Source organism: Ruegeria lacuscaerulensis, assembly GCF_013031245.1.
Classification (GTDB): Bacteria; Pseudomonadota; Alphaproteobacteria; order Rhodobacterales; family Rhodobacteraceae; genus Ruegeria; species Ruegeria lacuscaerulensis_C.
The window spans coordinates 35,861-58,644 of record NZ_WPZL01000010.1 but is presented as its reverse complement, the minus strand read 5'-3'; the positions used below and the strand labels follow the sequence as shown (position 1 = coordinate 58,644).

Annotated in this window: 25 protein-coding genes and 1 pseudogene; 6 read left to right on the top strand and 20 right to left on the bottom strand. The window is 53.5% G+C overall.

Annotation, left to right across the window (positions count from 1 at the left end; all coding sequences use genetic code 11):
- The gene (locus GOX66_RS13695; protein WP_170763298.1) at positions 1-1,125 is read left to right on the top strand and encodes an ABC transporter ATP-binding protein; all 1,125 of its coding nucleotides are present in this window, start codon (positions 1-3) and stop codon (positions 1,123-1,125) included.
- Between the two features lie 97 nt (positions 1,126-1,222).
- Positions 1,223-1,303 (top strand): annotated as a pseudogene (locus tag GOX66_RS13690) (IS6 family transposase); the annotation flags it as partial.
- 58 nt (positions 1,304-1,361) lie between these two features.
- Here GOX66_RS13690 and GOX66_RS13685 read toward each other — a convergent pair.
- The 9 genes from GOX66_RS13685 to GOX66_RS13645 all read right to left on the bottom strand — a co-directional run bounded on the left by GOX66_RS13685 (position 1,362) and on the right by GOX66_RS13645 (position 8,857).
- Positions 1,362-1,952, bottom strand: a complete 591-nt coding sequence (locus GOX66_RS13685; protein WP_170763297.1) for an MFS transporter — start codon at positions 1,950-1,952, stop codon at positions 1,362-1,364.
- Positions 1,953-2,362: 410 nt separating this feature from the next.
- Positions 2,363-2,704 carry a hypothetical protein gene (locus GOX66_RS13680; protein ID WP_170763296.1) on the bottom strand — a complete coding sequence of 114 codons (342 nt, stop codon included), beginning with the start codon at positions 2,702-2,704 and terminating at the stop codon, positions 2,363-2,365.
- A complete protein-coding gene (locus GOX66_RS13675; RefSeq protein ID WP_170763295.1) occupies positions 2,701-3,336 on the bottom strand; it encodes a hypothetical protein in 636 nt (211 codons plus the stop codon). Before GOX66_RS13675 ends, GOX66_RS13680 begins: the two co-directional genes overlap by 4 nt.
- Before the next feature lie 113 nt (positions 3,337-3,449).
- Positions 3,450-4,295 (bottom strand): class III extradiol dioxygenase family protein, encoded by an 846-nt coding sequence (locus GOX66_RS13670; protein ID WP_170763294.1) that lies wholly within the window; start codon positions 4,293-4,295, stop codon positions 3,450-3,452.
- Between the two features lie 28 nt (positions 4,296-4,323).
- Positions 4,324-4,692 (bottom strand): protocatechuate 3,4-dioxygenase, encoded by a 369-nt coding sequence (locus GOX66_RS13665; RefSeq protein ID WP_170406630.1) that lies wholly within the window; start codon positions 4,690-4,692, stop codon positions 4,324-4,326.
- Between the two features lie 131 nt (positions 4,693-4,823).
- Entirely contained in the window at positions 4,824-6,008 is a 1,185-nt protein-coding gene (locus GOX66_RS13660; RefSeq protein WP_170763293.1) for a 4-hydroxybenzoate 3-monooxygenase, read from the bottom strand.
- Between the two features lie 352 nt (positions 6,009-6,360).
- Positions 6,361-7,233: an SPL family radical SAM protein gene (locus tag GOX66_RS13655; RefSeq protein ID WP_170763292.1), complete on the bottom strand. Its 873-nt coding sequence runs from the start codon at positions 7,231-7,233 to the stop codon at positions 6,361-6,363.
- A 65-nt stretch (positions 7,234-7,298) separates the two neighbouring features.
- A complete protein-coding gene (locus tag GOX66_RS13650) occupies positions 7,299-7,874 on the bottom strand; it encodes a TMEM175 family protein (RefSeq protein ID WP_170763291.1) in 576 nt (191 codons plus the stop codon).
- Positions 7,875-8,014: 140 nt separating this feature from the next.
- Entirely contained in the window at positions 8,015-8,857 is an 843-nt protein-coding gene (locus GOX66_RS13645; RefSeq protein ID WP_170763290.1) for a nuclear transport factor 2 family protein, read from the bottom strand.
- A gap of 189 nt (positions 8,858-9,046) precedes the next feature.
- Here GOX66_RS13645 and GOX66_RS13640 point away from each other — a divergent pair, with 189 nt between their 5' ends.
- Positions 9,047-9,958 (top strand): LysR family transcriptional regulator, encoded by a 912-nt coding sequence (locus tag GOX66_RS13640; RefSeq protein ID WP_170763289.1) that lies wholly within the window; start codon positions 9,047-9,049, stop codon positions 9,956-9,958.
- 34 nt (positions 9,959-9,992) lie between these two features.
- On the opposite strand, the gene GOX66_RS13635 is transcribed toward GOX66_RS13640, so the two are convergent.
- The 6 genes from GOX66_RS13635 to GOX66_RS13610 all read right to left on the bottom strand — a co-directional run bounded on the left by GOX66_RS13635 (position 9,993) and on the right by GOX66_RS13610 (position 15,128).
- Entirely contained in the window at positions 9,993-10,781 is a 789-nt protein-coding gene (locus GOX66_RS13635) for a nuclear transport factor 2 family protein (protein WP_170763288.1), read from the bottom strand.
- 108 nt (positions 10,782-10,889) lie between these two features.
- On the bottom strand, positions 10,890-11,759 hold the full coding sequence (locus GOX66_RS13630; RefSeq protein WP_170763287.1) for an amidohydrolase family protein: 870 nt from the start codon (positions 11,757-11,759) through the stop codon (positions 10,890-10,892).
- Between the two features lie 11 nt (positions 11,760-11,770).
- On the bottom strand, positions 11,771-12,844 hold the full coding sequence (locus tag GOX66_RS13625; protein ID WP_214652649.1) for a 4-oxalomesaconate tautomerase: 1,074 nt from the start codon (positions 12,842-12,844) through the stop codon (positions 11,771-11,773).
- Entirely contained in the window at positions 12,837-13,508 is a 672-nt protein-coding gene (gene ligK / locus GOX66_RS13620) for a 4-carboxy-4-hydroxy-2-oxoadipate aldolase/oxaloacetate decarboxylase (protein WP_170763286.1), read from the bottom strand. Before ligK ends, GOX66_RS13625 begins: the two co-directional genes overlap by 8 nt.
- Positions 13,508-14,242, bottom strand: a complete 735-nt coding sequence (locus GOX66_RS13615) for a PIG-L deacetylase family protein (protein ID WP_170763285.1) — start codon at positions 14,240-14,242, stop codon at positions 13,508-13,510. The genes ligK and GOX66_RS13615 overlap by 1 nt, the downstream gene beginning before the upstream one ends.
- Positions 14,243-14,348: 106 nt before the next feature.
- Positions 14,349-15,128, bottom strand: coding sequence for a coniferyl-alcohol dehydrogenase (locus GOX66_RS13610; protein WP_170763284.1), 780 nt, complete (start codon positions 15,126-15,128; stop codon positions 14,349-14,351).
- 398 nt (positions 15,129-15,526) lie between these two features.
- On the opposite strand from GOX66_RS13610, the gene GOX66_RS13605 reads away from it, so the two are divergent.
- A complete protein-coding gene (locus GOX66_RS13605) occupies positions 15,527-16,090 on the top strand; it encodes a putative antibiotic biosynthesis monooxygenase (protein ID WP_170763283.1) in 564 nt (187 codons plus the stop codon).
- Between the two features lie 101 nt (positions 16,091-16,191).
- Positions 16,192-16,653: an MOSC domain-containing protein gene (locus GOX66_RS13600; protein WP_170763282.1), complete on the top strand. Its 462-nt coding sequence runs from the start codon at positions 16,192-16,194 to the stop codon at positions 16,651-16,653.
- 82 nt (positions 16,654-16,735) lie between these two features.
- Here GOX66_RS13600 and GOX66_RS13595 read toward each other — a convergent pair whose 3' ends face one another.
- From GOX66_RS13595 to GOX66_RS13575, 5 genes are all read right to left on the bottom strand, one after another.
- Entirely contained in the window at positions 16,736-17,035 is a 300-nt protein-coding gene (locus GOX66_RS13595) for a DUF2218 domain-containing protein (RefSeq protein ID WP_170763281.1), read from the bottom strand.
- Positions 17,032-18,519 (bottom strand): aldehyde dehydrogenase family protein, encoded by a 1,488-nt coding sequence (locus GOX66_RS13590; protein WP_170763280.1) that lies wholly within the window; start codon positions 18,517-18,519, stop codon positions 17,032-17,034. Before GOX66_RS13590 ends, GOX66_RS13595 begins: the two co-directional genes overlap by 4 nt.
- 144 nt (positions 18,520-18,663) lie before the next feature.
- Entirely contained in the window at positions 18,664-20,046 is a 1,383-nt protein-coding gene (locus tag GOX66_RS13585) for a TRAP transporter large permease (protein WP_170763279.1), read from the bottom strand.
- Positions 20,043-20,579: a TRAP transporter small permease gene (locus tag GOX66_RS13580; RefSeq protein ID WP_170763278.1), complete on the bottom strand. Its 537-nt coding sequence runs from the start codon at positions 20,577-20,579 to the stop codon at positions 20,043-20,045. The genes GOX66_RS13585 and GOX66_RS13580 overlap by 4 nt, the downstream gene beginning before the upstream one ends.
- 65 nt (positions 20,580-20,644) lie before the next feature.
- On the bottom strand, positions 20,645-21,655 hold the full coding sequence (locus GOX66_RS13575; RefSeq protein WP_170763277.1) for a TRAP transporter substrate-binding protein: 1,011 nt from the start codon (positions 21,653-21,655) through the stop codon (positions 20,645-20,647).
- A gap of 81 nt (positions 21,656-21,736) precedes the next feature.
- Here GOX66_RS13575 and GOX66_RS13570 point away from each other — a divergent pair, with 81 nt between their 5' ends.
- Complete coding sequence (locus GOX66_RS13570) at positions 21,737-22,654, top strand: LysR family transcriptional regulator (RefSeq protein ID WP_170763276.1); 918 nt, start codon at positions 21,737-21,739, stop codon at positions 22,652-22,654.
- The last annotated feature ends 130 nt before the right edge of the window (positions 22,655-22,784 follow it).

Genomic DNA, 22,784 nt, shown 5'->3' with positions numbered 1-22,784 from the left:
ATGTCGGAACTCAAACTCACGGACGTCGCCAAGAGATACAGTGAAGTCGATGTGCTTCAGAACATCAACCTGGACATTCAGACCGGGGAACTGGTTGTTTTTGTGGGTCCTTCCGGCTGCGGCAAGTCAACGCTCCTTCGAATGATAGCGGGTCTGGAAAAGATCTCGGGCGGCACTTTGGAGATTGAAGGCTCCGTCATGAACGATGTGCCGCCTGCGCAAAGAGGAATCGCCATGGTGTTCCAGTCTTATGCGCTCTACCCACACATGACCGTGCGCGAGAATATGGCATTTGCACTCAAGATTGCGAAACGGCCTGCAGCGGAAATCAATGCGGCGGTCGAGCGTGCAGCGGAGATTTTGCAGCTTGGCGACTACCTCGATCGCTTGCCCAAGGCGCTATCCGGTGGGCAAAGGCAGCGGGTTGCGATTGGCCGCGCGATTGTGCGCGATCCCAAGGTCTATCTGTTTGACGAACCGCTTTCCAACTTGGACGCCGCTCTGCGCGTGGCCACACGGATCGAAATTGCCCGCCTGAAAGAGGCAATGCCCGACAGCACCATGATCTATGTGACCCATGACCAGGTAGAGGCGATGACATTGGCCTCGCGTATCGTGGTGCTGGCGAATAAGGGGATCGCGCAGGTTGGCACGCCGCTGGAATTATATGAGACACCCGATAACGAGTTCGTGGCGCAATTCATTGGGTCGCCCGCTATGAACTTGCTGTCCGGTACTATCACGGAAACTGGAGCTGCGACCAAGGTTCAACTTGATGGAGGAGGCACAGCTATTTCGGCTATCCCCACGGACGCGTTGCAGCAAGGCTTGAAGGTCAATGTGGGCGTGCGTCCCGAGGATCTGATGCCCACAGAAGGAGCAGCCTTGTTCTCTGGTAAAGTGGATTATACCGAAGCCTTGGGAGAAGTGACCTTGCTCTACTTCGAAGCCACCCAAGGTTCAGACGGTGTCATCGCCAAGCTTCCAGGCATTGAGCGGAATTTGCGTGGAAAGACTGTTAGCCTGACGGGACACCCGGACAAGGTGCACCTCTTCCATGATGGGCAGTCGTTGCGAAACGCGAGCGATCATCAACCGGAAGGGTATCGCCAAATTGGTGAATGACAGCTGCGCAAACCCGTTTACCGATGGGTCAAACGGCGATTTTTGCGGTGGGTATTGTCAAGTTGTTCATTTGTCTTGAGCGGGTTATCTGCGGATCATGAACATTCTGACCAATATGCCGCGCCTGAAAGGGTTCCGCTTTCCTCGTGAGATCATTGCTTACGCAATCTGGGCGTATCCAACGGAGAAAATTACCAAACCTTCAAGTTCAACGGCCCTTGGGAAAAAAGCAAACGTCAATTCGGCAGCGGCTTGCCGCGGCCCTCGGGAAGGCGGTTTAGCGCCATCAGCGATAAGGCTCCGGCTACCATGAGTACGTAGGCCGGAACAAAATCATTCGAAGTGCGTGACACCAGATACGTCACCACCAAAGGGGTTGTCCCGCCAAACAGCCCGAGACAAAGGTTGAAACCAATTGCCGTGCCGCTGCATCGCACCGAAGCTGGAAACATTTCGACCATGGTCGGCATAATGACCGCGAAGCCAACACCGTAGAGGACATCAAATCCGCACTGACCGATCAAAATATAAACAAAACTCTGATGATGAATGAGCCACCATAGTGGCCAGGCAAAAATCATGCTGCCAATGGCAACAAAAGCCAACATCGGCTTGCGCCCCCAACGATCAGCCAGCCAGCCTGCGGGCAGGGTTACAACCAGCATTGTGAAAATCGCCAGCGTATTGATATCCATGGATTTGGCGGTTGAGATGTGCATCTTCTCGGTCAGGAACGAGGCGGCGTAAACAAACTGCATATAATAGCAAATGCTGGTGACCAGCAGCAGGCAGACGAGGCGAAGGACGGGCCTCCAGTGGTTCCGCATCACCACAATCTAGGGCGAACCTGAGACACGCTCGGATGCGTCCAGAACACTTGGTTCCTCCATTTGGCAGCGCATCAACAATCCCCAAATGGCAATCAGCCCACCCAGAAGAAAGGGAACCCGCCAGCCCCACAGTTGCATGGCTGCTTCCCCCACAATTGTGCTTGTCAAAGCCGCGCAACCGGAGCCCAAGAGGGGTTTTGTTGCAATCTTTTGAGAACGATGACCTGCTCAAGAGATTGCAACAAAACCCAGGTGCGGCGACAGATAGAAGTGCGAACATTCCGAGAAGAGTACTTATTTTCTTTACGAATGATGGCATTGTATCCTCTTGTTTTATTAAGGTTTGGAACACTGAAATGATTTGCAGTCAACAGAGGGTGATGCCACCCCTTCGCAGAGCGACATGCTTACTGCTCAGAACCGCGCGGCATGCCAGATTGCGCTTCAGTGGCATTTTGGAATAGGAGTTGCATTTTGATTTCCTGAGGCATGGAATCAGCGGTTGGTTCGAACGGAGTGCTCGCTCCACCCTTCGCAATGCAGTAAAAAATTTTGCTCCAGTTTCTGTGCACCCAGCCGGGTTTGGAAAACGGATTCACGGGATTATCGGCATAAATCCGGGCCGCCGTGACCTGTCCGTTGGAGTTGTTGGCATAGACCGCTAGACCCGCTGTATCCTCCTCAAAGTTTATGGTGCCCCAGCTGGCCAAATTTTCCTCGATAGCGCAGGTTTGTTCGCCGCTTGTCACAAAAACCCAGCGTAAAGGGACACCCCCCGCTCTGCCATCGCTATGGTGAAAAATCGGATCTGTTCTTCTCCTCTGAAGGGCACGCTGGGTACACCCACGAGATAACCGTCTTCAGGAAATAGCTTGTAGACGTCAAATTCGGTGGCAGCGATCTGATCAACATATTTCCGAACAGGACCAGGTAACGAGTCAATCAGCGATTCACCAGTTGGCAACATCGCCTTCCTTACGAATTTCTGGTTGCCGCTCAGGAAGCCATAACTGTAGTAGAACCGCATGGCTGTTACACCTGAAATGCCAATATCAGATACATTTGCGAACATGATCGGTCGCGGGGCCGGTGGAATCGGCATTTGTATACCGACCTCGTGGACAACGCGTTCGGATGATGCCGTGTTTTTCACCAGTTTGAGAGTGTCAATTGACGCCCCCAGGCATTCCAACCAGGCTTTTTCTTCTTTGAGGAATCTGGCCACTGCGTTGCGGCCGGTAACCAGACCGCTTCGAGGGGCATCCATAACTGGTTCACCCTCAAATGCGTCGAGAATGGCTTCAATGTTCCCTGAAAGTAAATTCGAGAAAAAGTTTGCAGCGTCGTCATGAGGGCAAACATTGCTATCATCAGCTATCATAATATGCTTTCCCCAGCGGTTTTTCAGATGGAATTCTCGAAGCTAAAGTTCGAGTGAAAGAGTGAACCAGTGGCGCCCGGCCAGTTACAACGATCTACCGGACGCCACTATTCCTATGCCGCTTTGGCATCTTCCATGACCGTGACCGCCATGCCTGTCAGCATTGGCATGTAGTAGCTACGGTGGATTTTGTTGACCTCAGGGGTCAGTGCGCCGCGCATGCCAAGCCACATCATCATCTCAACCGACTCCGCGCCACCGCGCTCCATCCAGATATCATGCGGGATGTCGATCAGGGCCTTCGGATCATCCTCGATTTTGTTGAGGAATTCCTCATCCCAATCTTCGTTGGTATGGCCAAAACGTGTACCATTGAGCTGATGCGACAGACCGCCGGTGCCTACCACGGCAACGCGGGCGTCCTCAGGATAGGACTCCACGGCTTTGCGAAGCGCATGTCCCAGTTGCCAGATACGGTTGGGTGTCGGTAGCGGATGCTGAAGCACATTGATGTGCAGCGGCACGGTTTTGACGGTCCAATCCGGATCGTGATCAAAGAGAAGCGGCAGCGGAACCAGCAGACCGTGATCCATCACCATTTCCTGGCAGACGGTCAGGTCGAACTCGCTGTCCATAATAAGCGAGTTGGCCAGATGCCAGGAAAAATCGGCATCGCCCTTTACCGGCGGAAGATCCCGGATGCCCCAGCCCTCGTCCCCAATCGGGTATTCATCGGCCGCGCCCATCGCAAAGGTCGGGCACTTGTCGTAGAAGAAGTCGGTGCCGTGATCGTTATAGATGACGATCGCGTGCGTGACGCCTTTTTCCTTCAGAAAGGCCTTTGCCGGCTTGTAGCCTTCCCAGCACGGCTGCCATTCAGGAGACTGATCGTTCTGGTCATAGGCAGTCCCGATCGACGGGATATGCGACGAACCAATACCTGCAACTATTTTTCCCATGTTCGTATCCTTTGTGATCTGACTTCGTTCAGGTGTTCTGCTTCAGTGGAACGTTCCGTGTCTTCATGAACTCTTCGACGGATTCACCACGTTGCTGAGCACCCATAGAGGCAAGCCCGTCACCGGTGACGCCGCCAAGTTTGATCAGCATGTAAATACTGCCGCCGCCTTCCTCGATCAGTGCCTTCACGTCCTTTTCGACGATCTTCTGCTTTTCCCAATCCGAAAGCTTGTAGTTGTTCATGTAGGTTTCAGGATCCGCTTCGAACGCAGCACGGTTTTCGGCCAAGCGAAGTGAATAAGCGAACTTGTTCAGCTGGAGACCCTTTGCCGACCGTTGCCCGGTAAACACAGTGGTGCCCGGAATGTGGTCCGAGTGTCCGGTTTCTTTGCTCATGTTCTTTGCTCCTTTCCCAGCGAGAATTTGAACGGATTCTTCGCCCGGTCCTGGCTCAAAGAACCGGGCTGTCGGATTGCAGCCGCCGCAGTTTTGGCACCCTTGGCTACCACTACAGTCGCTGCGCTGGCTCACAGTTCCGGCCAGTACGCGAAAGGCAGACCCGTATGTTGCTTGGCATAGGAGATCTGCGCAGTTTCATCGGTCACCAGGTATTCCAGCTCGGCCTGTTGCATTCGGCGTTCAAAGGAATTGGTCCCGGGGAAGATGTGGTATTTGGCGGTATTTGCCCACGAGAAGCGTTGGGTCTGCACGTTCCGTTCCACTGCCAGCCTGGAATACTGATCGAGGATGGAGGAGTCGTCCTTCGTATAGTGCTGGATCAGACCGGCCGAGAGCACGCTGATATCAGCAAAGGCCGAGTTCAGACCCTTTGCGCCTGTGGGCGGTACGATGTGGGCCGCGTCGCCGGCCAGAAACATGCGACCATAGCGCTGTTCTTCACAGAAGAAACTGCGCAGCGGTGCCAAATCCTTCTGGAAGATTTCGCCGCGGATGAGCTCCCACCCTTCGGTGCCCATGCGGGCATCGAGCTCGTCCCAGATGCGGTCATCCGACCATTCCTCCAGGTTCTCGTCATTGGCAACCTGCAGATACAGGCGCTGAATCTCCGGGCTCCGCATGCTCAGGAGCGCAAAGCCCCGGTCATGGTAGGTGAAAAAAGCGACAGGTTTGGATTGCGGCGCCTTCACCATGATGCCCAGCCAGCCCAGCGGGTAGGTCTTTTCGTGCATCCTAATCCCGCCTTCCGGGAGCGATTTGCGCGACGCACCGTGATAGCCATCGGCCCCAACTACGAAATCGGCGGTCAGGGTCTTTTCGACGCCACCTTCCTCATAGGTAACAGTGATCTTGTCGCCATGATGATCAGACACTCCGGTCACAGGGGTCTCGTAGAGTACGTTGTGTCCTACGCTGTCCAGAGCACCGAGCAGGTCTTTGGTCACTTCCGACTGACCATAAACAGTGACACCCACGCCAATCAGTTTCTCAAAATCGATGAAATGATGAGTATTGTTGATGCCGACCTCGACACCACGCTGATACATGGATTCTTTCTGAAGCCGCTCGCCCACACCGGCGCGGATCATCAGATCGACTGCGTTTTTTTCCATAACGCCAGCGCGAATGCGGCCCTCGACATAGGCGCGGCTACGGTTTTCGAACACGATGCTCTCGATTCCGCGCTGGCGGAGAATCCAGGCCAGAAGAGACCCGGATGGTCCGGCTCCGATTATGGCTACGGGGACATGCATTGGCTGGCTCCTTTTTACCGTAATGTCCGTTGCTCTGGCCGGTCGACGGGAGTTCTCGCGGCTATTCTGCTCAGGTATTTGGGAGGAGGTGTCAGCGACACTTCAAAGATCAAACCGCTCTGCACTGCCACTAGGCTGGCATTACCCGTCAGTTTCGATCTCCTCCCAGTACCAAATTGGTGATCTAAAAATAACGGCCGAGAACCATAAGATCTATTCATGCTAAATGATAATCAATATAGACATCAGTTATGCATATGGCCGTGATGAGATGCGCTTGTGTGGGAGGAAGCTACTGAAAAATATTCCGACCAGTTGTTTGATCGATCGACTTCAAGTCACTGGCTGAATCTCAATCTTCCACCAACGACTGTGCTTCGGCATGATGGACAATCTCGTCAAAACGCAGCTTCAGCCCGTGCGCATCGAGCGAGGTTCTGATCTGATCTTCAAGAATTTTCCGGTAATCCGCGTTTTGAGATTTCGAGTAAACTTCCTGAATCTCAACAGGTTCATCCATAAGATAGCCATTCAAGCGCGCCCGCACATGACGAGGCATGTTCAGGAATTCCACTTTGATTTCTGATGTTCCGGCGCCTTTGATTTCTGAAAAAAGCTGATCGATCAAATAAGGGCGCAGATGCATATGGGGCAACAATGGCCCGACGAAGACATAAGTTCTGATCCCGGCCTCATTCAGACGTCGCAGTACATCCAACCTTGCGCTGGCCAGCGGTGCCATCATGTCCAGTTTTCGGCTCAGCACGTCATCCGTAGTTGCTATTGAAAGCCCGACTTCTGCATTCTCAAGCTCTTGCAACAGGCTTACATCATCCATGACGGCAGGACTCTTTGTAAGAATACTGACCCGACCACGATATTTGTGCCTGACCAAGGCCTCCAGAACGCCACGGGTCAGGCGGTACTTTCTTTCGACGCCCTGATACGGATCAGTCACAGTGCTGATTGAGAGGCGCGGATGTGGTTTCTTCTTTAGCAGGCGATGAACTTCCTTTTCGAACAAATCCACCGCATTGGTTTTCACGTAGACATAGTTACCCCAGTTCGAGATGCTTTCGCCGACGAACCGTCCCATGAAACTTGCGAAACAGTAGCTGCAAGCAAACTGGCAGCCTGTATACGGGTTAATAACAAAATCAGCGCTCGGAACCTTTGTGGATGAGATGATGGTTTTTGCCTCTACTTCGTGGATTTCAAGCACCATGGCCTTGACCCCTTGTTTGTTCGATCCCGTGGACCAGTGTGATGAAGGTGCTGCGAGTTACCGGATCAGGCAGCATCGCTGACCTCTTCGAGAATTTGTTCCGGCATCGCCCAGAAAAGAGCGACCACCGCGTAGCAAATGATCGAGACCCAACTGGCCGCAAAAGAGGCTACAATTCCAACGAGATAAACAAATATGACCTTGTATCTGTGATTTTTCAGGATCGACCCGCGCAAAACAAACTCATCGCCAGCGTGTTTTGCAATCGAGCTTTGCAGTCCCATATACGCAAGCGCACACATCGACAGAATGCCTCCATACAGTGCCACAGGGAGAGCGGACCCCAGATTTTCATCGACCCAGGACGTCGCGAATGGGATCAGCGAAAGCCAGAACAGCAAATGCAGGTTGGCCCATAGGATTTTACCGTTGACCCGACGAGTGACCGCAAGAAGATGATGGTGGTTGATCCAATAGATTCCAACGTAAACAAAGCTCATCACGTAGCTTAGGAACTTCGGTGCGAGCCCGAGCAGGGCCACTGCTGAGACTTCATTTGGCGCTTCTAACTCCAGAACCATGATGGTGATGATGATCGCAATGACACCATCGCTAAACGCCTCTAGCCTGACTGTTTTCATTGTATTTCCACAATTTTTAGATGCACCCGATGAAGAAAGGGACTGTTCAGATCATTGTTCCCTTCAACCAAAATACGGGGCGCTGATATGCGCCCCGCAGATAATTTTGGCGATTGCGCCTGGGTTCCGTGAGTGAATTTTCAGAACTTTCCGTTGTCGTTCTTCCAGTCGGACGCAGGTGGGATTGCCGCCATGATCCCCCAATGCTGATCGACGTAGCCGTCGTTCAGCCCCAGCAAGTCGAAATAGGCAAAGGGCTTGCCAGCAAATTTTCCTTCGGACATCACCAGAACAAAGTTCCCTTCACCATGTACGGCGTGGATCTTGTCATATACCATTGTGATGCCTTTTTTGGCGAATTCACCCAACGCCGCCTTCAGCCCCGATACGCCATTTGCGATATCAGGGTGATGCTGGATATAGTTGTCGTCTTTGACAAAATTCCCGATCTTGTCGATCTCGCCCTTAACAAGAACAGTGTCGATATAATCGTGTGCTTTCGTTTTGTTCGCCTCGGTCTTATCAGCGTCGACAATTTGGGTAACACCATCAAGCTGGGTATTGCCGCTGGGGTTGGGCTTTGAGGCCAACGGCATCATGTTGTCCCAGTGTTCAACAATCAGCCCGTCTTCGAAACGAAACACATCAATCGCAACCAGCGGAGATTTGTTATTCCATGCGCCGCTGTACAGGGATTGCACGACAGCAAAGTCTCCGTCGGATAGCGTTCTGTAGGAGTTTACGAGTGTCCCTTGGAATGCACCGGATTCCACCGCACCAATCACAGGCGCGATACCGTCGGGAAAATAAGGGTTGTGCTGAATGTACTTGTCCGGGTTGACGTACTCTTTCATTGCGGTTGCATCACCAGTCTGGAAAGATTGCAGTACAGCCGCAGCTTTATCGCCGTTGGACAAATCTTGGGATTGGGCAGTCGTCGCCAGCATCACCATCGACACTGCTGACAAGAAAATTCTACGCATTTCGGTTCCTGTTCATTTCAGTTTGTAAAAGCACATGGGCAATCTTGAAACTTCCAGGGAAGAGCTGATCCATGGTTGGTCAGTTACTTGAATACTCTCGCCCCGCGCCTGTGCGAATGAAATCTAGACACATCACCACCTTGCGGTTAGTCTGAAAAATATGAAAATTATCTTCCGATAATCTGAAAGATGTTCGACTATCTGCGAGGGATGGCCATTTTTTCGGTTGTGGCTGAAGCCGGCAGTTTTAGTGCTGCAGGAAAAAGGCTGGGGTTGGCCACATCAGGCGTCAGTCAACATGTCAGCAATCTTGAAAAGCGCCTTGGAACCACTCTGTTCTATCGCTCAACACGAGCTCTTTCACTGACGGCGGACGGAAAAAGCCTGCTGGAGGCGTCGCAGCGAATGTTGAGCGCTGCCGAAGACGGCGTGAATCGCATCGTTGACTCAGGTCCAAGTATTGTTGGTGAGCTAACAATTACGATGCCGACGTTCATGAACAACACCGAATATGAACATGCGATCTGGGATTTTGCGCGGGAAAACCCCGGTGTCTCCCTGACCGTCATGTACAGCGAACACCTTGTTGATCTGGTGAAGGAAGGTGTCGATCTGGCCCTGCGGCTTGGGGAGTTGAGCAGCTCAAACCTTCGTAGCCGCCGAATTGGAACCTTCAGCCGAACGCTGGTCGGCGCACCTCGGTACCTGGACCAAGTGGGCCCGGTACTGGAAGTCGATGATCTTGCTCGGTGCGAGTTTCTGTCTTTTCAGGGACTTCAGGCCAAGCTTGTACTGACTCGGTGGGACGAAGAAATTTTCTTTATGCCATCCGGTTCACGCATAAGAGTCGACTCTTTTTTCGCCATCCGTTCAGCGTTGTTGGCCGGGTTGGGGATTCATCGCGGGCCCAGCTTTCTATATGCCGACGACATTGCCGAAGGCCGCTTGCAAGAAGTGCTTCCGGACTGGAAACTGCCGAACATGGGAATTTTTGCCGTCTGGCCGGATATTGGCGGGCACAAGGCCATAACGAGAATGCTTGTCGAGCATATCGTCGACAAACACAAGTCCATCCAGGCCGAACGCCGCATTGCCCTGTAAATTTTGATCGTTCGACCGGCTTAGACGACAGAGATCAGAACTTTCCGGAGTTATTCCACTTCTCCGGCGCAAGAATTCTTTCCAGAACATCCCAGTGTTCGACCAGCTTGCCATCTTTCAGACGGAAAATATCAAAAGCTGCATAGTGACCATCACCGCGCTGAAGATGCCTATATGTTACGACGAAATTCCCCTGCCCGATCAGTTTGTGCAACTTGTGATACTTCGCAAAACCATATGTATCGCGTAGCCGATGAACGTGGTCCTTCAACCCTTCGATACCATCTTTGGCTCCGGCAGCGTGCTGATCGTATTGGTCCGTCGAAATATACTCAGTGATCTTCTCAAACCGACCGTTCAGAAGAATGTCGTCATAGAAACATTGCACAATCTCTTTGTTTTCAGCAGTGCGGTCCAGATCTTCGATATCAACCGGACCGTCCACCATGGTGCGTCCCGCCGGATTTTCACCCTCATACTTCGCAATAACGTCCCAGTGTTCGATCATTCGATCCTGGTCATCAGTATCGAACAGATCGGCGGTAACCCATTCTGCTTCACCGTTGTTGAGGGTCTGATAGACATGGAGGAATACATTTCTTCCGTCTTCTATGGCCCGAATGACCCGAATGTCCCTGACAGGGTTTCGCTTCACGAAGGGTTCAAAGAACTCAATGAAACCCTCTTTGCCGTCGCCCACGCCAGTGGAATGTTGCGTATAGCGGGCACCCGTGAACTTATCCAACGCTTCGCGTATGTTTCCATCCCGGATACCTTCCAGATACAGGCCCTTAGCATTTGCAATCTTTTTGCTGTCCGGCATAATGTTTCTCTCTTTTCCAATTCAGAAATTTCGATGTGATTTTGACGATCGCTTGAGAACCAATTCGGCAAACTGGCACTTCGGGGTCCGATTCTTAGCTTTCCGATCTCAACCCCAGTAAAGGCGCATTGGATTCTCGACCAACAAAGCCTGCTGCTTCGCTGGTGACGCCGCTATTCTGGGTATGACATCAACCAGTTGGCCGTCATCGGGAGTGTGTGACTTCATATTCGGGTGGGGCCAGTCTGTCCCCCACAGAACCCGGTCAGGGAAAAGATCGACCAGTTCACGGGCAATGGGGACGACATCGTCATAAGGTGGGCCGCTGACCGTCAGACGCTCTGGGCAGCTTACCTTGGTCCAAAAGTTCTCATGTTCTGTCATCAGACGTATAAAGCGCTGAAAATCTTCGTGATTTATGCCCTTGGTTACGTCAGGCCGCCCCATATGATCGACGACAACCGTTGTGGGCAGGCTGGACAGAAACGGGATCAGCTCTTCAAGATCGGGTGCTTCGAAATAGACGACAATATGCCAGCCCAACTTTGCGATACGCTCGGCAATCCCCTGGAACACCGACTTGGGCGTGCTGTCGACCAAACGTTTCACAAAGTTGAAGCGGACGGCTCGTACACCGGCTGCATCGAGGTGCCTCAACTCTTCATCCGTGATTGCAGGGTCGATAACTGCAACGCCCCGGGCCAGATCCCCGGCTGTATTTAACGCATCCACAAGCGCGTCATTGTTGCGACCGTGGCATGATGCCTGAACGATCACATTCCGCGCAAATCCAAGTCGGTCACGCAGGGCAAACAGCTTGTTCTTTCCAGCGTCGCAAGGCGTGTATTTGCGCTCAGGCGCGTAGGGAAACTGTTGTGCCGGGCCAAAAACATGACAATGCGCGTCGACTGCTCCGAGCGGCACTTTGAAAGCTGGGTTCGACGGATTCGGATGAAAAGGGAGATAGTCGGCGTCCATGATAATGTCCTTCAATCTGCAAAAATCGTTCCATCGAACAGTTTGCGTGCGGTTCGCAAAATTCCCGCAGTTTCGATTTCACCATTTTCTGACAGTTCAACCACGACAGTTGTTTCACCGCTTGGATGTTCGACGGAAAGGGATAGGGATGATCCCTGCGGTACATTTGCCTCAGCCGCTGCCGGCGCACCGTCCAGCAGGCAAGCGGTGGCGACACTGACCGCCCCAAGAACGCCAATAGATGCATGGCATCGGTGCGGAATAAACGTGCGGGTTGATATGGCACCCCCGGCTTTTGCCGAGGAAATCATCGTCATTTTGGGAACTGATTTGCTGGAGACATCACCCAGATTCATCAAATGCCCGGCTTTCAGGCGAATGCCTTCGAGCCGTGCTTTCAAGGCCTCGTTCCCATCAAGTTCATCGCGGGTTTCCGTGCCCTCGATGCCAACATCGCGGGCGCGCACTACGACCACCGGCATACCGTTGTCGATCAACGTGGCTTGAACTCCGTCGATTTCATTTACAGGTTGCCCGGTTGGAAGCAGTGAACCGCATGTTGACCCCGCTGTATCTGTGAACGAAATCGGGATGGGTGCGGCTGAACCTGGCACACCATCGATCCGTGCATCCCCGGCATACACCACACGCCCTTTACGCGTTTGCACCTGAAGGGTCGAAATCTGGCCCGTATTCTCCATGAAGACCGTAACAGGCGTAACTTCGTCTTTTGGTTGGACCAGCCCCCGCTCGATTGCGAATGGCCCGACCCCGGCGAGTATGTTTCCGCAGTTTTGCGCGTCAGTTACAATCGCCTGATCGACGAAGACCTGCAAAAACAAGTAGTTTACATCGACACCGGGCCGGGTCGATTTGGAAATAACAGCCACTTTCGAAGTCAACGGATCGGCGCCGCCCATGCCATCAATTTGGCGCGGGTCGGGAGAGCCCATAATTCTCAGCAGAAATGCGTCTCGCTCTGCCTTATCTGATGGCAGATCGTCGGCGAGGAAATACCCTCCTTTGGACGTGCCTCCCCGCATCCACATGCACCTTACGGCATCTGATGAAGACGCTTCAGACATACTTCAGGCCTTTGTCAGCAAGGCGACCACGCATGTCGTAAATGTCCAGTCCGAGTTCACCGCTGGCCAGGCGTGCGCGCTTGCTTTCTTCGTTCGCTTCGCGCGCCCTCGCCTTGCTCAGCACGTCTGCGGCATCCTCCCGACAAACAACACAAACCCCATCATCGTCCGCAACGATTACGTCACCCGGATTGATGTGAGCTGCAGCACACACAACGGGAACATTGACTGAGCCCAACGTCTCTTTGACGGTTCCCTGAGCAAAAACTGCCTTGGACCAGACCGGGAACTGCATCTCCGTCAAGTCGCGGATATCACGGACACCGGCATCGATGACCAGGCCTGCGCAACCCCGCGCTCTGGCCGATGTGGCCAAAAGATCTCCAAAGTACCCGTCGCTGCATGGGGAGGTTGGGGCCAATACCAATATGTCCCCCTCCTGCAGTTGTTCGATGGCTACGTGCAGCATCCAGTTGTCACCTGGTGGAGCCGAAATAGTCACCGCCGAAGCCGCAATTCTGGCACCGGAATACACTGGGCGCATATAGGATGCCAAAAGCCCCTTGCGCCCCTGTGCTTCGTGCACAGTCGCAACACCGCATTCAGCCAATCCAGCTATGACCGCCGGGTCTGCGCGTTCGATATTCTGCACAACCACGCCCATTACAACTCGTCCACCGTGCGCGGGTAGATCGACTGGAAGCCTTCGGCGTATTCGGCCTTGCGACCCCCGGCCATTCCCCCTGAGTTACGACGGAAGTGGTTGGCGCGGTTACGAGCGACATTGGTGTAGTAATCCCACAGGTGTTCCTGACCCTGCATGCATTCAATCGCCGCGCGCTTCTTGTCCCAGACCGGTGTGATGTCGAGGAAGGTATCCGGCTTCCAACCCATCTGCTCGGTTTGATGCGGCTCAAACAAATAGAGCTGCGGCGCGCCGAGGACTTTCTCACCCGGATTGTGACCCCAGGCCTGCGCTATCATCCGGCACTCCATCGCAATACTGGTCGCATACATATGGTCAGTATTGTAAGGATCGTAGGCCGAATGGCTCAGCATGAAGTCGGGCTGCACCTTACGGATCAGGTCCACTACTTCAAATTTCTGCTCGCGCTTCAGTTCAAGCGGGTAGTCTCCCGCATCGAAAAAGACGATGTCATGCGCCCCAAGAGCCGCCGCGGCTTTTTCGGCTTCGGCCCTCCGTTCTGTTTTCACTTGGTCAAGTGTACAGCCGTCCTGTTTCCAAAGCTTCGCAGATTCTCCGCGCTCACCAAAGGAAAGGCACGCGATGGTAACATCAAATCCCCTTTCCTGATGCAGGGCGATGGCACCACCGCAGCGCCAGACGAAGTCGGCGGCATGGGCACTTATGACAAGCGCACTCTTTTTGTCCGTCATGATATAGTTCTCCGGTAAGCAGGCGTTGGTCCACTTGGTTGAGCTTTAGAAAGGAACCCGGTCGGTCCGGCATGAACCGAGCCGGGTTCATTCCAGGGGGAGAAGGTTACAAACCGTTCATATTGCAGAGCGCGTTGGCCGCCTGACCACCATCCACGGCGATATTGGTGCCGCGAATCCAGGGCGTCATATCGGAAAGAAGGAAGGCAACGACCGGCGCCACATCTTTCGGAGTTCCAGCGCGATCCATGACCTTGCGGGCTTGTTCGGCTTTCTCGCCCAATGTCTCAAGGAAATCCTTCAGAATTGGCGTTTCCACCGCACCGGGGCTAATGGCATTCACGCGAATACCCCGATCGCGCCAGGTCCAACGATGCTGCATTGTCCAGACAACAAGCGCCTCTTTCGCGAAGAAATATGAACGGGCCTGTTCCTTATCGATATCGTGGCGGGCTACAAAATCAGCGACCTGTCCAAATTCCAGATTTGCCGCTTCTTTGATTTGGTCCACAGAATTTGGCCAACCCAGCCCTGCCAATGATGCCAGATTGACGATGGAAGCTCCATCAGCCAGCTTGTCGATCATCTTTTCTGTGAAGTACTTCAGGCCAACAAGATTAACTCTGATAACCGTTTCAGCATCGACCGTCGGCGGGACACCAGCGATGTTGGCTATGCCGTCGATATCGCCCGGAAGAGCATCCACCAAAGCATCGATAGACGACTTGTCGCCAAAATCGACTTTGTAGAAAGAATCGACGTTTTCAGAGACTTCATTCCGGTCGACACCAAGAACCGTGCCACCGAGTTCTTTGACAAGACGCGCCGTTTCCGCACCGATACCTGAGGCACATCCGGTCACGACGATTTTTTTATTTGTAAGCATTTTGAATTCACCTTCTGTCGGTATTGAACTTCGGCTTGTTCATTCGATTTTAGACAGTGAAATTTATTCGATCCATTGATGCTTAGTGATATTTATTATGACCAAAATTTATGAATATGCGTTGAGCGTAATCTCTAAATAAGCCTCAGGGCATCAGAACGCTTACCGCAACGCCAAAGAAAATTACTTATTTTCTGATACTTACAATACATCTGCAAGTTTGTTTTCCGCGAAGGCAATACCTTCGTCATTGAAGCAGGCAGGCTCACCAATCGCGAATTTGGACCTTTGCCCAACCGGCCCGGCACTTGTGAGATCAATGTCCCCTTCCTAGTCTGAAGATGATTAGAGTGCTTCGGAGTTCACCTCGGAATGCGCCTCCAAGTTGGAGTGACAGAATGTCAAACACATCGCCTGTCCTGTCCGTCATCGTTCGCAAATTCCGCGAAACGCAAAGGGAAGCAGCAAACGAGGTCCTTGCCCGTTTCGAGCTGGCACTGAAAACGCAACCGGGGTTCATCGAGGTCCGGCACAATGCACCATCAAACGAATCCGGTGGGACTTTCGCGACCGTAATCTCCTTTGCCACGCTGGAGGATTTAATCTCTTGGGAACAGTCTTCAACGCGCAAGGAAATAGTGGAAGAGCTGTCGCAGTATATCGAGGGTGAAGTGGTCAAGAACCGGCTTTGGGACCTCGACTCTCTGCTGGGCGGCCTTGGCGCGCGCCATGTCCATCAGAAATGGAAGACCGTATCGGTCCTGACCTTTTGGGTTCTGGTTGTCGGGGCGTGTCTAGGCTGGATAGCCGATCAGATTTCCCCCAATTTTCCAGTTGGTTATCCGCGGACCGTTGTACTTCTGATCTGCAACATCCTGCTAAACTCCTATTTCTTTCTGCCCCGATCGATGGAGCTTTTGCACCGGCTGGAGGAGAAGTACGGGGCGAAGCCATCTGCCTGATCCCGAGCCTCTGTAACACCCACCATGGTGCGAAAACAAAAGTTCATAAGTGTTCCCCGATATCGGGCGGTGACGCGGACACAGAAACCGAGAGTGATTTCATGAATAACGGAAAACTTCTCCATATTCACACAGCTGCAAGAACAGGGCGGCCAATGGTGTCGCACGAAAGCGCCATCGCAGTCGCGGACGCGGGATTGGAGGGCGACAGGTATTTGACCGGGGTTGGACGTTTTTCCCGTTCGCCCGGGTCCCGCGACGTTACTCTATTTGAAAATGAAGTGTTGGAAGCCCTTAGGAAGGAGCACGGCCTGGAATTGCAGCCAAACGAGCATAGGCGAAATCTGACCACAGCAGGTGTCGCATTGGCGCAGCTTGTCGGCAAAACCTTTACTGTAGGAGCGGTCACTCTGGAAGGACTTCGCCTCTGCAACACGTGCCGGTTTCTGAATGTCGCTTCTCGCAAACAGGTCTCGGTACCACTTGCAGATCGCGCCGGGCTTATCTGCCGGGTTGTAAAGGGCGGAGCAATCAACGTCTCGGACCCGATAACACTGGAGTGAAGTTCACCTAGACGGTCGCGGGTTCCGCATCGGAAGTTTTGCAAGCCTTATCAGAGCAACCATCATTTAAGGAGCATCCACCTCACTCAGCCTCTGACCAAGTGATCTCGGGCGGATCGCGAAACGCAAACCGTTCCAGATGCGATGCTGCCACATGTTCCAGTCGTTTTAGGTGTTCGTCGGTATCCGCAAATGTCCGCATTATCAGGGTATCCTCACCTTCGGTGCTCAGCTCAAAGTAGCCGTAGCTCAGGGTTACTTTCGCAGTTGCTTTGGTCTGTTCCACATCGACTTTATGTGCGAAATGCTGGGCGAGCTGCTGCAGGTACCGCGACGCCGGGGAAAGGGCGACGCGGGCTGTTGATGTAAGTTGAGCACTCATAGCAAGAACCCCTCGGGGCCTGTGATGGTATGCGCTTCTGTGAAGGCCAGAATACCGTCGTAGCCCAGATTGCGCCCAATCCCGGATTGCTTGAAGCCGCCAAACGGTCCGCGCGAATCCTGTGCTGTCGGACCATGAGCATTGAGATAGGTGTACCCTGCTTCGATCTGACGCGAGATCGCGACCGCACGTTCCTGGTCCGGCGTCCAAACCGAAGAGCACAAGCCATAGATGCTGTCGTTCGCTTTGGCGATGGCTTCTTCATCGGTTTTGAACTTCATGATCGGCAGAGCCGGACCAAACTGTTCTTCGTGTACGACCGAAAGCGACGGATCGGCATCGTAGACCAATGCAGGTCTCTGGAAATAGCCACCACCGTTGTACAACGCTTCGTCCGGCACCTGACCGCATTCGCGCACTTCCGCACCCTTGGCACGCGCCTCTGCGATCATGTCGGTCACCACCCTCAGCTGCTTGGCATTGTTGATCGGCCCCATGGTGGTTTCCGGCAACAGACCGTCACCAACAACCGCGCGCTCGCAAGCTGCGGTGAAACCATCGATCACCTCGTCATAGCGGCTCTCGTGTACATAAAGCCGTTTCAGAGCCATGCAGATTTGACCCGACGATCCGAAGGCACCCCAGTACATCCGATTAAATGCATCATCATCGAGCACCGCGTCGTCCAGAACCAGCCCGGCATCGTTGCCGCCCAGCTCCAAGGTGACCGGGGTAATGTTTTCGGCAGCCACCTTCATGACGTGACGGCCGATGGTGGTAGAGCCGGTAAAGTTCACCATGCGTACCAAGGGATGCCCAACAAGCGGATCACCGATGGTCGACGCAGAACCAGTGAGGATGTTCACCACGCCCGGTGGCAACAATCCGGCGATGATTTGCAGGGTCAGACTAGGTGCCAGCGCCGAATTGGCCGAGGGTTTGACAACCACAGTGTTCCCTGCGGCCAGAGCTGCGGGCAATTTGGCCCCCAGGATCGACAGCGGCCAATTCCATGGGACGATCAGCGCTGCGACACCGCGCGGCTGGCGTGCGATCAGCGTGTCAAACGGAGGGCCCTTGATCTGTTCGTCGATTGCCATGCGTTCGGCAAACGCGGCGGCCTGCATGAAACGATCCCCCAATCGGGACATCTCCAGCAGGGTTTCACGCCCGATCTTGCCGTGTTCACGTGTGAACAGGCGCGAGCGATATTTGACGTCTTCATCATCCGCTGTGAGCTTCAGGGCCACCTCGCGCAACAGCGCCGCACGCTCGCCAAAGCTCAGCGCGGACCAGGCTGGAAACGCAGCGTGGGCAGCCTGAACTGCATCTTCGACATCCCGTTCGGTGGCAGAGGCCGCATGCCCGACCAATTCCTCGGGCCGGGCCGGATTGCAAATGTCGTAGACCCTGCCATCCGAAGCATCGCGAACCTCACCATTGATGAAAATTCCAGTTGTAATGACCTTATCCATGTTGCTCATGGTTTCGCTCCTTCAAAGCTGGTGAGAGGCCGGGGGCACACCAGACGCCGACGGCGCCAAGTGGGCATCTTCCCGTGTAGGTCCGCATCTAATAGCGGGCATTTCGGTTTAAGCTTGGTATGAGAATGACCTGCCATGCCACCCTCACCCAATCATCGTCTGAGGAAGCCAAACGGCAATTTGCGGAAACAGGATCAGCAACAACAGCATCAAGGCCATCGCAAACCAAAACGGCCAAATTCCGCGAAAGACCTCGGCCATCGAGACATTGGGCGCGATGGATTTGACGACAAAGACATTGATGCCGACCGGTGGGCTGATCATTCCCATTTCCAGAACGATCACAACAAGTACCCCAAACCAGATCATTTTCATGCTGGCCATCGACGGATCGAAGCCGAATTCAAGCGCGGCGATGATTGGCAGCACAACCGGAATTGTAAGAACCAGCATAGCGATGCCTTCCAGGAACATGCCCAAGAACATGTAGATGAGGATAATCACAAGAAGAATTCCGTAATCCCCGATCGGCAGGGATGTCAGCAGAACCACCAGCTGACCAGGCAGCTCAGTGAGTGACATGAACGGAATAAAGATGAAGGCACCGATGAGGATCAGGAAAACGGTGGCCGAGGCCTTCATCGTCTGCAATACGACCTCTCTGATTGCGGAAAGGGTCAGGGTACGGCGCGCGGCAGCAACAATCAGAGCAAGAAATGCACCGACCGATGATGCCTCAACCGGGGTGAAAAAGCCCGTGTACATTCCACCAATGGTGATGCCGACGACAAATGCAAAAGGCAGCGCAGAGACCAAGGCGTCGCGCCTGTCTGGCCATGATGCGCGTTCGCCTGCGGGCCCAGCCTCTGGCTTGCGCAACACCGTCTGATAGATCGCGCCTATGAACAAAAGCGTCAGAACGATACCGGGTATCACACCGGCCATGAACAAACGCCCGATGCTTTGCTCAGTGAGCACCGCATAGATAATCATGCCGCCAGATGGCGGGATCAGAAACCCCAGGGTTCCACCTGCGGCGACAGCCCCTGTTGCCAGACTGTCAGAATAGTTGAATTTTTTCATCTCAGGCAGCGCCACACGACCCATCGTTATGGCAGCCGCGAGTGACGACCCGGAAAGCGCAGCAAACCCTGCACAAGCCGCAATTGTCGCCGAGGCCAGGCCGCCGCGATAGTGGCCCATCCAACGATATGCGGCGTTAAACAAGTCTGCCGACATACCGGAAACCCCCGCGAGATTGCCCATCAAAACAAACATCGGGATAACCAGCAGGTTGTAGTTTGAAGCCGCCTCGAATGTCTCTCCGGACATGTTCGACATCGCTGTTCGAAGGCCACGGGCCAATGCCTGGTCAGAGTCCATTCCGACCAGCACGAATTTCTGCGTCGTCGCGACGATTGTGCCCACAACACCCACCAAAATCATCGACAGTGCAACGGGAAAGCGCAGTCCAAGAAGCACAAACAGAGACAACAGTCCCAGTATTCCAATCAGCGTAAGGCTCATTCTGTGCCTCCCAGATCAAGAAGGCGGACAGACCCGCGGAACAGGCGCTGATACACATCCAAGAAAAGGACGATCCCATAGAGCCCGGAACTGATGGCCAACAGGTAGTAAAAAGGCTCGTACGAGATCAGAAGTTGCTGTGTTGTTTCACCGAATTTCGTGGCCTTTTGCCCCGCGTGGATCAGTTGCCATGACATGACGAACATCAGCCCGCCGCCGATAAGCCGCAGAAGCACCATCGACCATTTCTCAAAACCAGCCGACATGCGGGATTCGAATACTTCGATTTCAATGTGCGCGCCCGTTCGCCCGCCCAGTGGAATGGCCAGAGCTACCAGTATCACAAGGCTCAGAATCAACAGATCCTCTGCCCCTTTGATCGGTGCACCAAATATTTTGCGCATAACCAATACGTTGGCCGCACTCAAAAATACCATGAATGCCAATGTCAATCCGCCGCCGATCAAAGCAATACCAAGCAGAAACTTGTCGATCAGCCGGATCGGTATCGGCAACAACTCTTTGCCAGACATGGTCATCCTCCACGATGGGATAAAGCCAAAGAAGCGCCTGGCCGAACCGGGCGCTTCCTGCACAGTTATTGGTTGATGGCTTCGTAAATCTCGCGCGCACCTGTGATGCCGCGGGACTCATAATCTGCAAAAATCACTTCCAGACCTTGATTGACGGCATCGTCCATCTTGGCCCGCTCTTCAGCGCTGACTTCGACAAGCTCGACATTTGCCATTTGTTCCGCGCCATCCAGCATGGCCTCGGAACGCCCATCGGCTCCGTCAAAACTCGCCGCCCCCTGCAACGAGAACGTCTCGCCAGCAAGCTCGTCTATGATCGCCCGATGCTCATCTGAGAGTTCCATGTAACGCTCTTTGTTCATCGCGACAAAGAACACGGCAAACTGCACTGGTACGTTGGTGACGAGATGACTGGATACGTCCCAGAAATTCCAAGGTGCCGTGATATTGTTGTACGTGGCGGTGGTGGCGTCGATGGTTCCGGTTGAAAGACCGGTGTACATTTCAGTGACCGGCATCTGAACAGGTACAGCACCCAGCGCTTCGACGATCGGAGTGGTCATTGCCGCATAAGGCACCATTTTTTTGCCCTTGAGGCCATCCATGGTCGACACGTCGCTGGTCGCAGCCCAAACGTTCCCGGTCGTGGTAAATACACCCAACAGCTTAACGTCCTGATATTCTTGGGCGAGATGCTCTTCATAGACGCTCAGCATCCTTTCAGTGGACTCTTTTGCGCTCGTCGCTTTTCCCGGCGGAATAATCAGCATTGTTCGCGGAAAGATGTTTGGCGTGTAAGCCTGAAGGCCGAAGACAACGTCAGCCACTCCTTCGACCACGCGCTTATATTGTTGTACCGGCCCGGCGCCCAGTTGACCCGCCGGATACAGTTTCATGGTCAGAGTGCCGTCCGACCGCTTCTCCAACTCTTCACCGAACCACTTGAACAGGTTCGAGTTGATGTGATGTTGCGGCGGTATGAATGTTGCAACCGTCAACTCCTCCGCATGAGAAAATGAGGCGATGGCTGTCGACGCTGCGACGGTCAGGGCACCAAGTATGTTTGAAAGTTTCATCGCGTTCCTCCCGGCATTCATGATCGGGGCAGGTTACGCGCGGCTCGACATTCAATCTATTTATGTGTATTTATATATCTCATGCAGAAAACTAATTTCCTTGACCTGGATGGTCATATTCTTCGGACATTTCTGGCAATTCTCGAGAACAGTTCTGTATCTGTCGCAGCAGAACAACTGGGTGTCACGCAGCCTGCCGTCAGTCACACTCTGGGCAGGCTGCGCAATATTCTGGGCGATCCGCTGTTCGTTCGATCAGGGCAAGGTTTGATGCCCACAGAGACAGCGCTTGCATTGAAAGAACCAGTGCAAAGAGCCATCGACGGGCTCAAGTGTCTGACAGATGATCGCATCTTTGATCCCAGAGCCGAGAAAATGGAATTCGTAGTTGCAGCAAACGATATGCAGCGCGATCTCGTCTTTCCCCAGCTCATACGCGAGGCTTGGAGCGACGGAATTTCGGTTGATTTCCAGTTTCTGCCATCGGGCCAGCCAACAGTGAACATGATGCGGGAGGCACGGTGCGCCCTTGCCCTGACACCTCTGCCGCCAGATGGTCCGGACATTTTCCAGAAACCTTTGTTTTCAGGTGAAATGATGTGTTTCTACGACGCCGAAATGCGTGAGCCGCCGAAATCGTGGAAAGAGTATTGCAGCGCGGATCATTTGACGGTTCGATTTGCAGGTGGCGGGACCTCAATCAAGGTCATCACCGATCTTGAAGCATCGCAGATTGGCGAACCGCGAGTTTCCGTACCCAATTTCAACGCAATTCCACCATTCATAAAAGGTACACAGATGATCGCCACCGAAGTGAGCCTGATGCGCCTGCACACTTTGCGTGAACTCGACGTGGCCCCCCTGCCCTTCAAAAGTAACCGCGTCACAATCTACATGATCTGGCACGAGCGCAGTACAAACGATCCGGCACATATCTGGCTACGCAACAAAATTTCAGAGATTGCATCGAAGATTCCTGAATTGATGCAGGAATTGTGACCGGCACTCGCTTGGGCAGTCGCAATTCGATTGAGGAACAATAAAACCCTCTAATACTGAATATAAAACCCCATGAATGGGTTTTATGCTTAGTGTCGATATCCTGTTTAGATCAAATTTGGTTATCAGG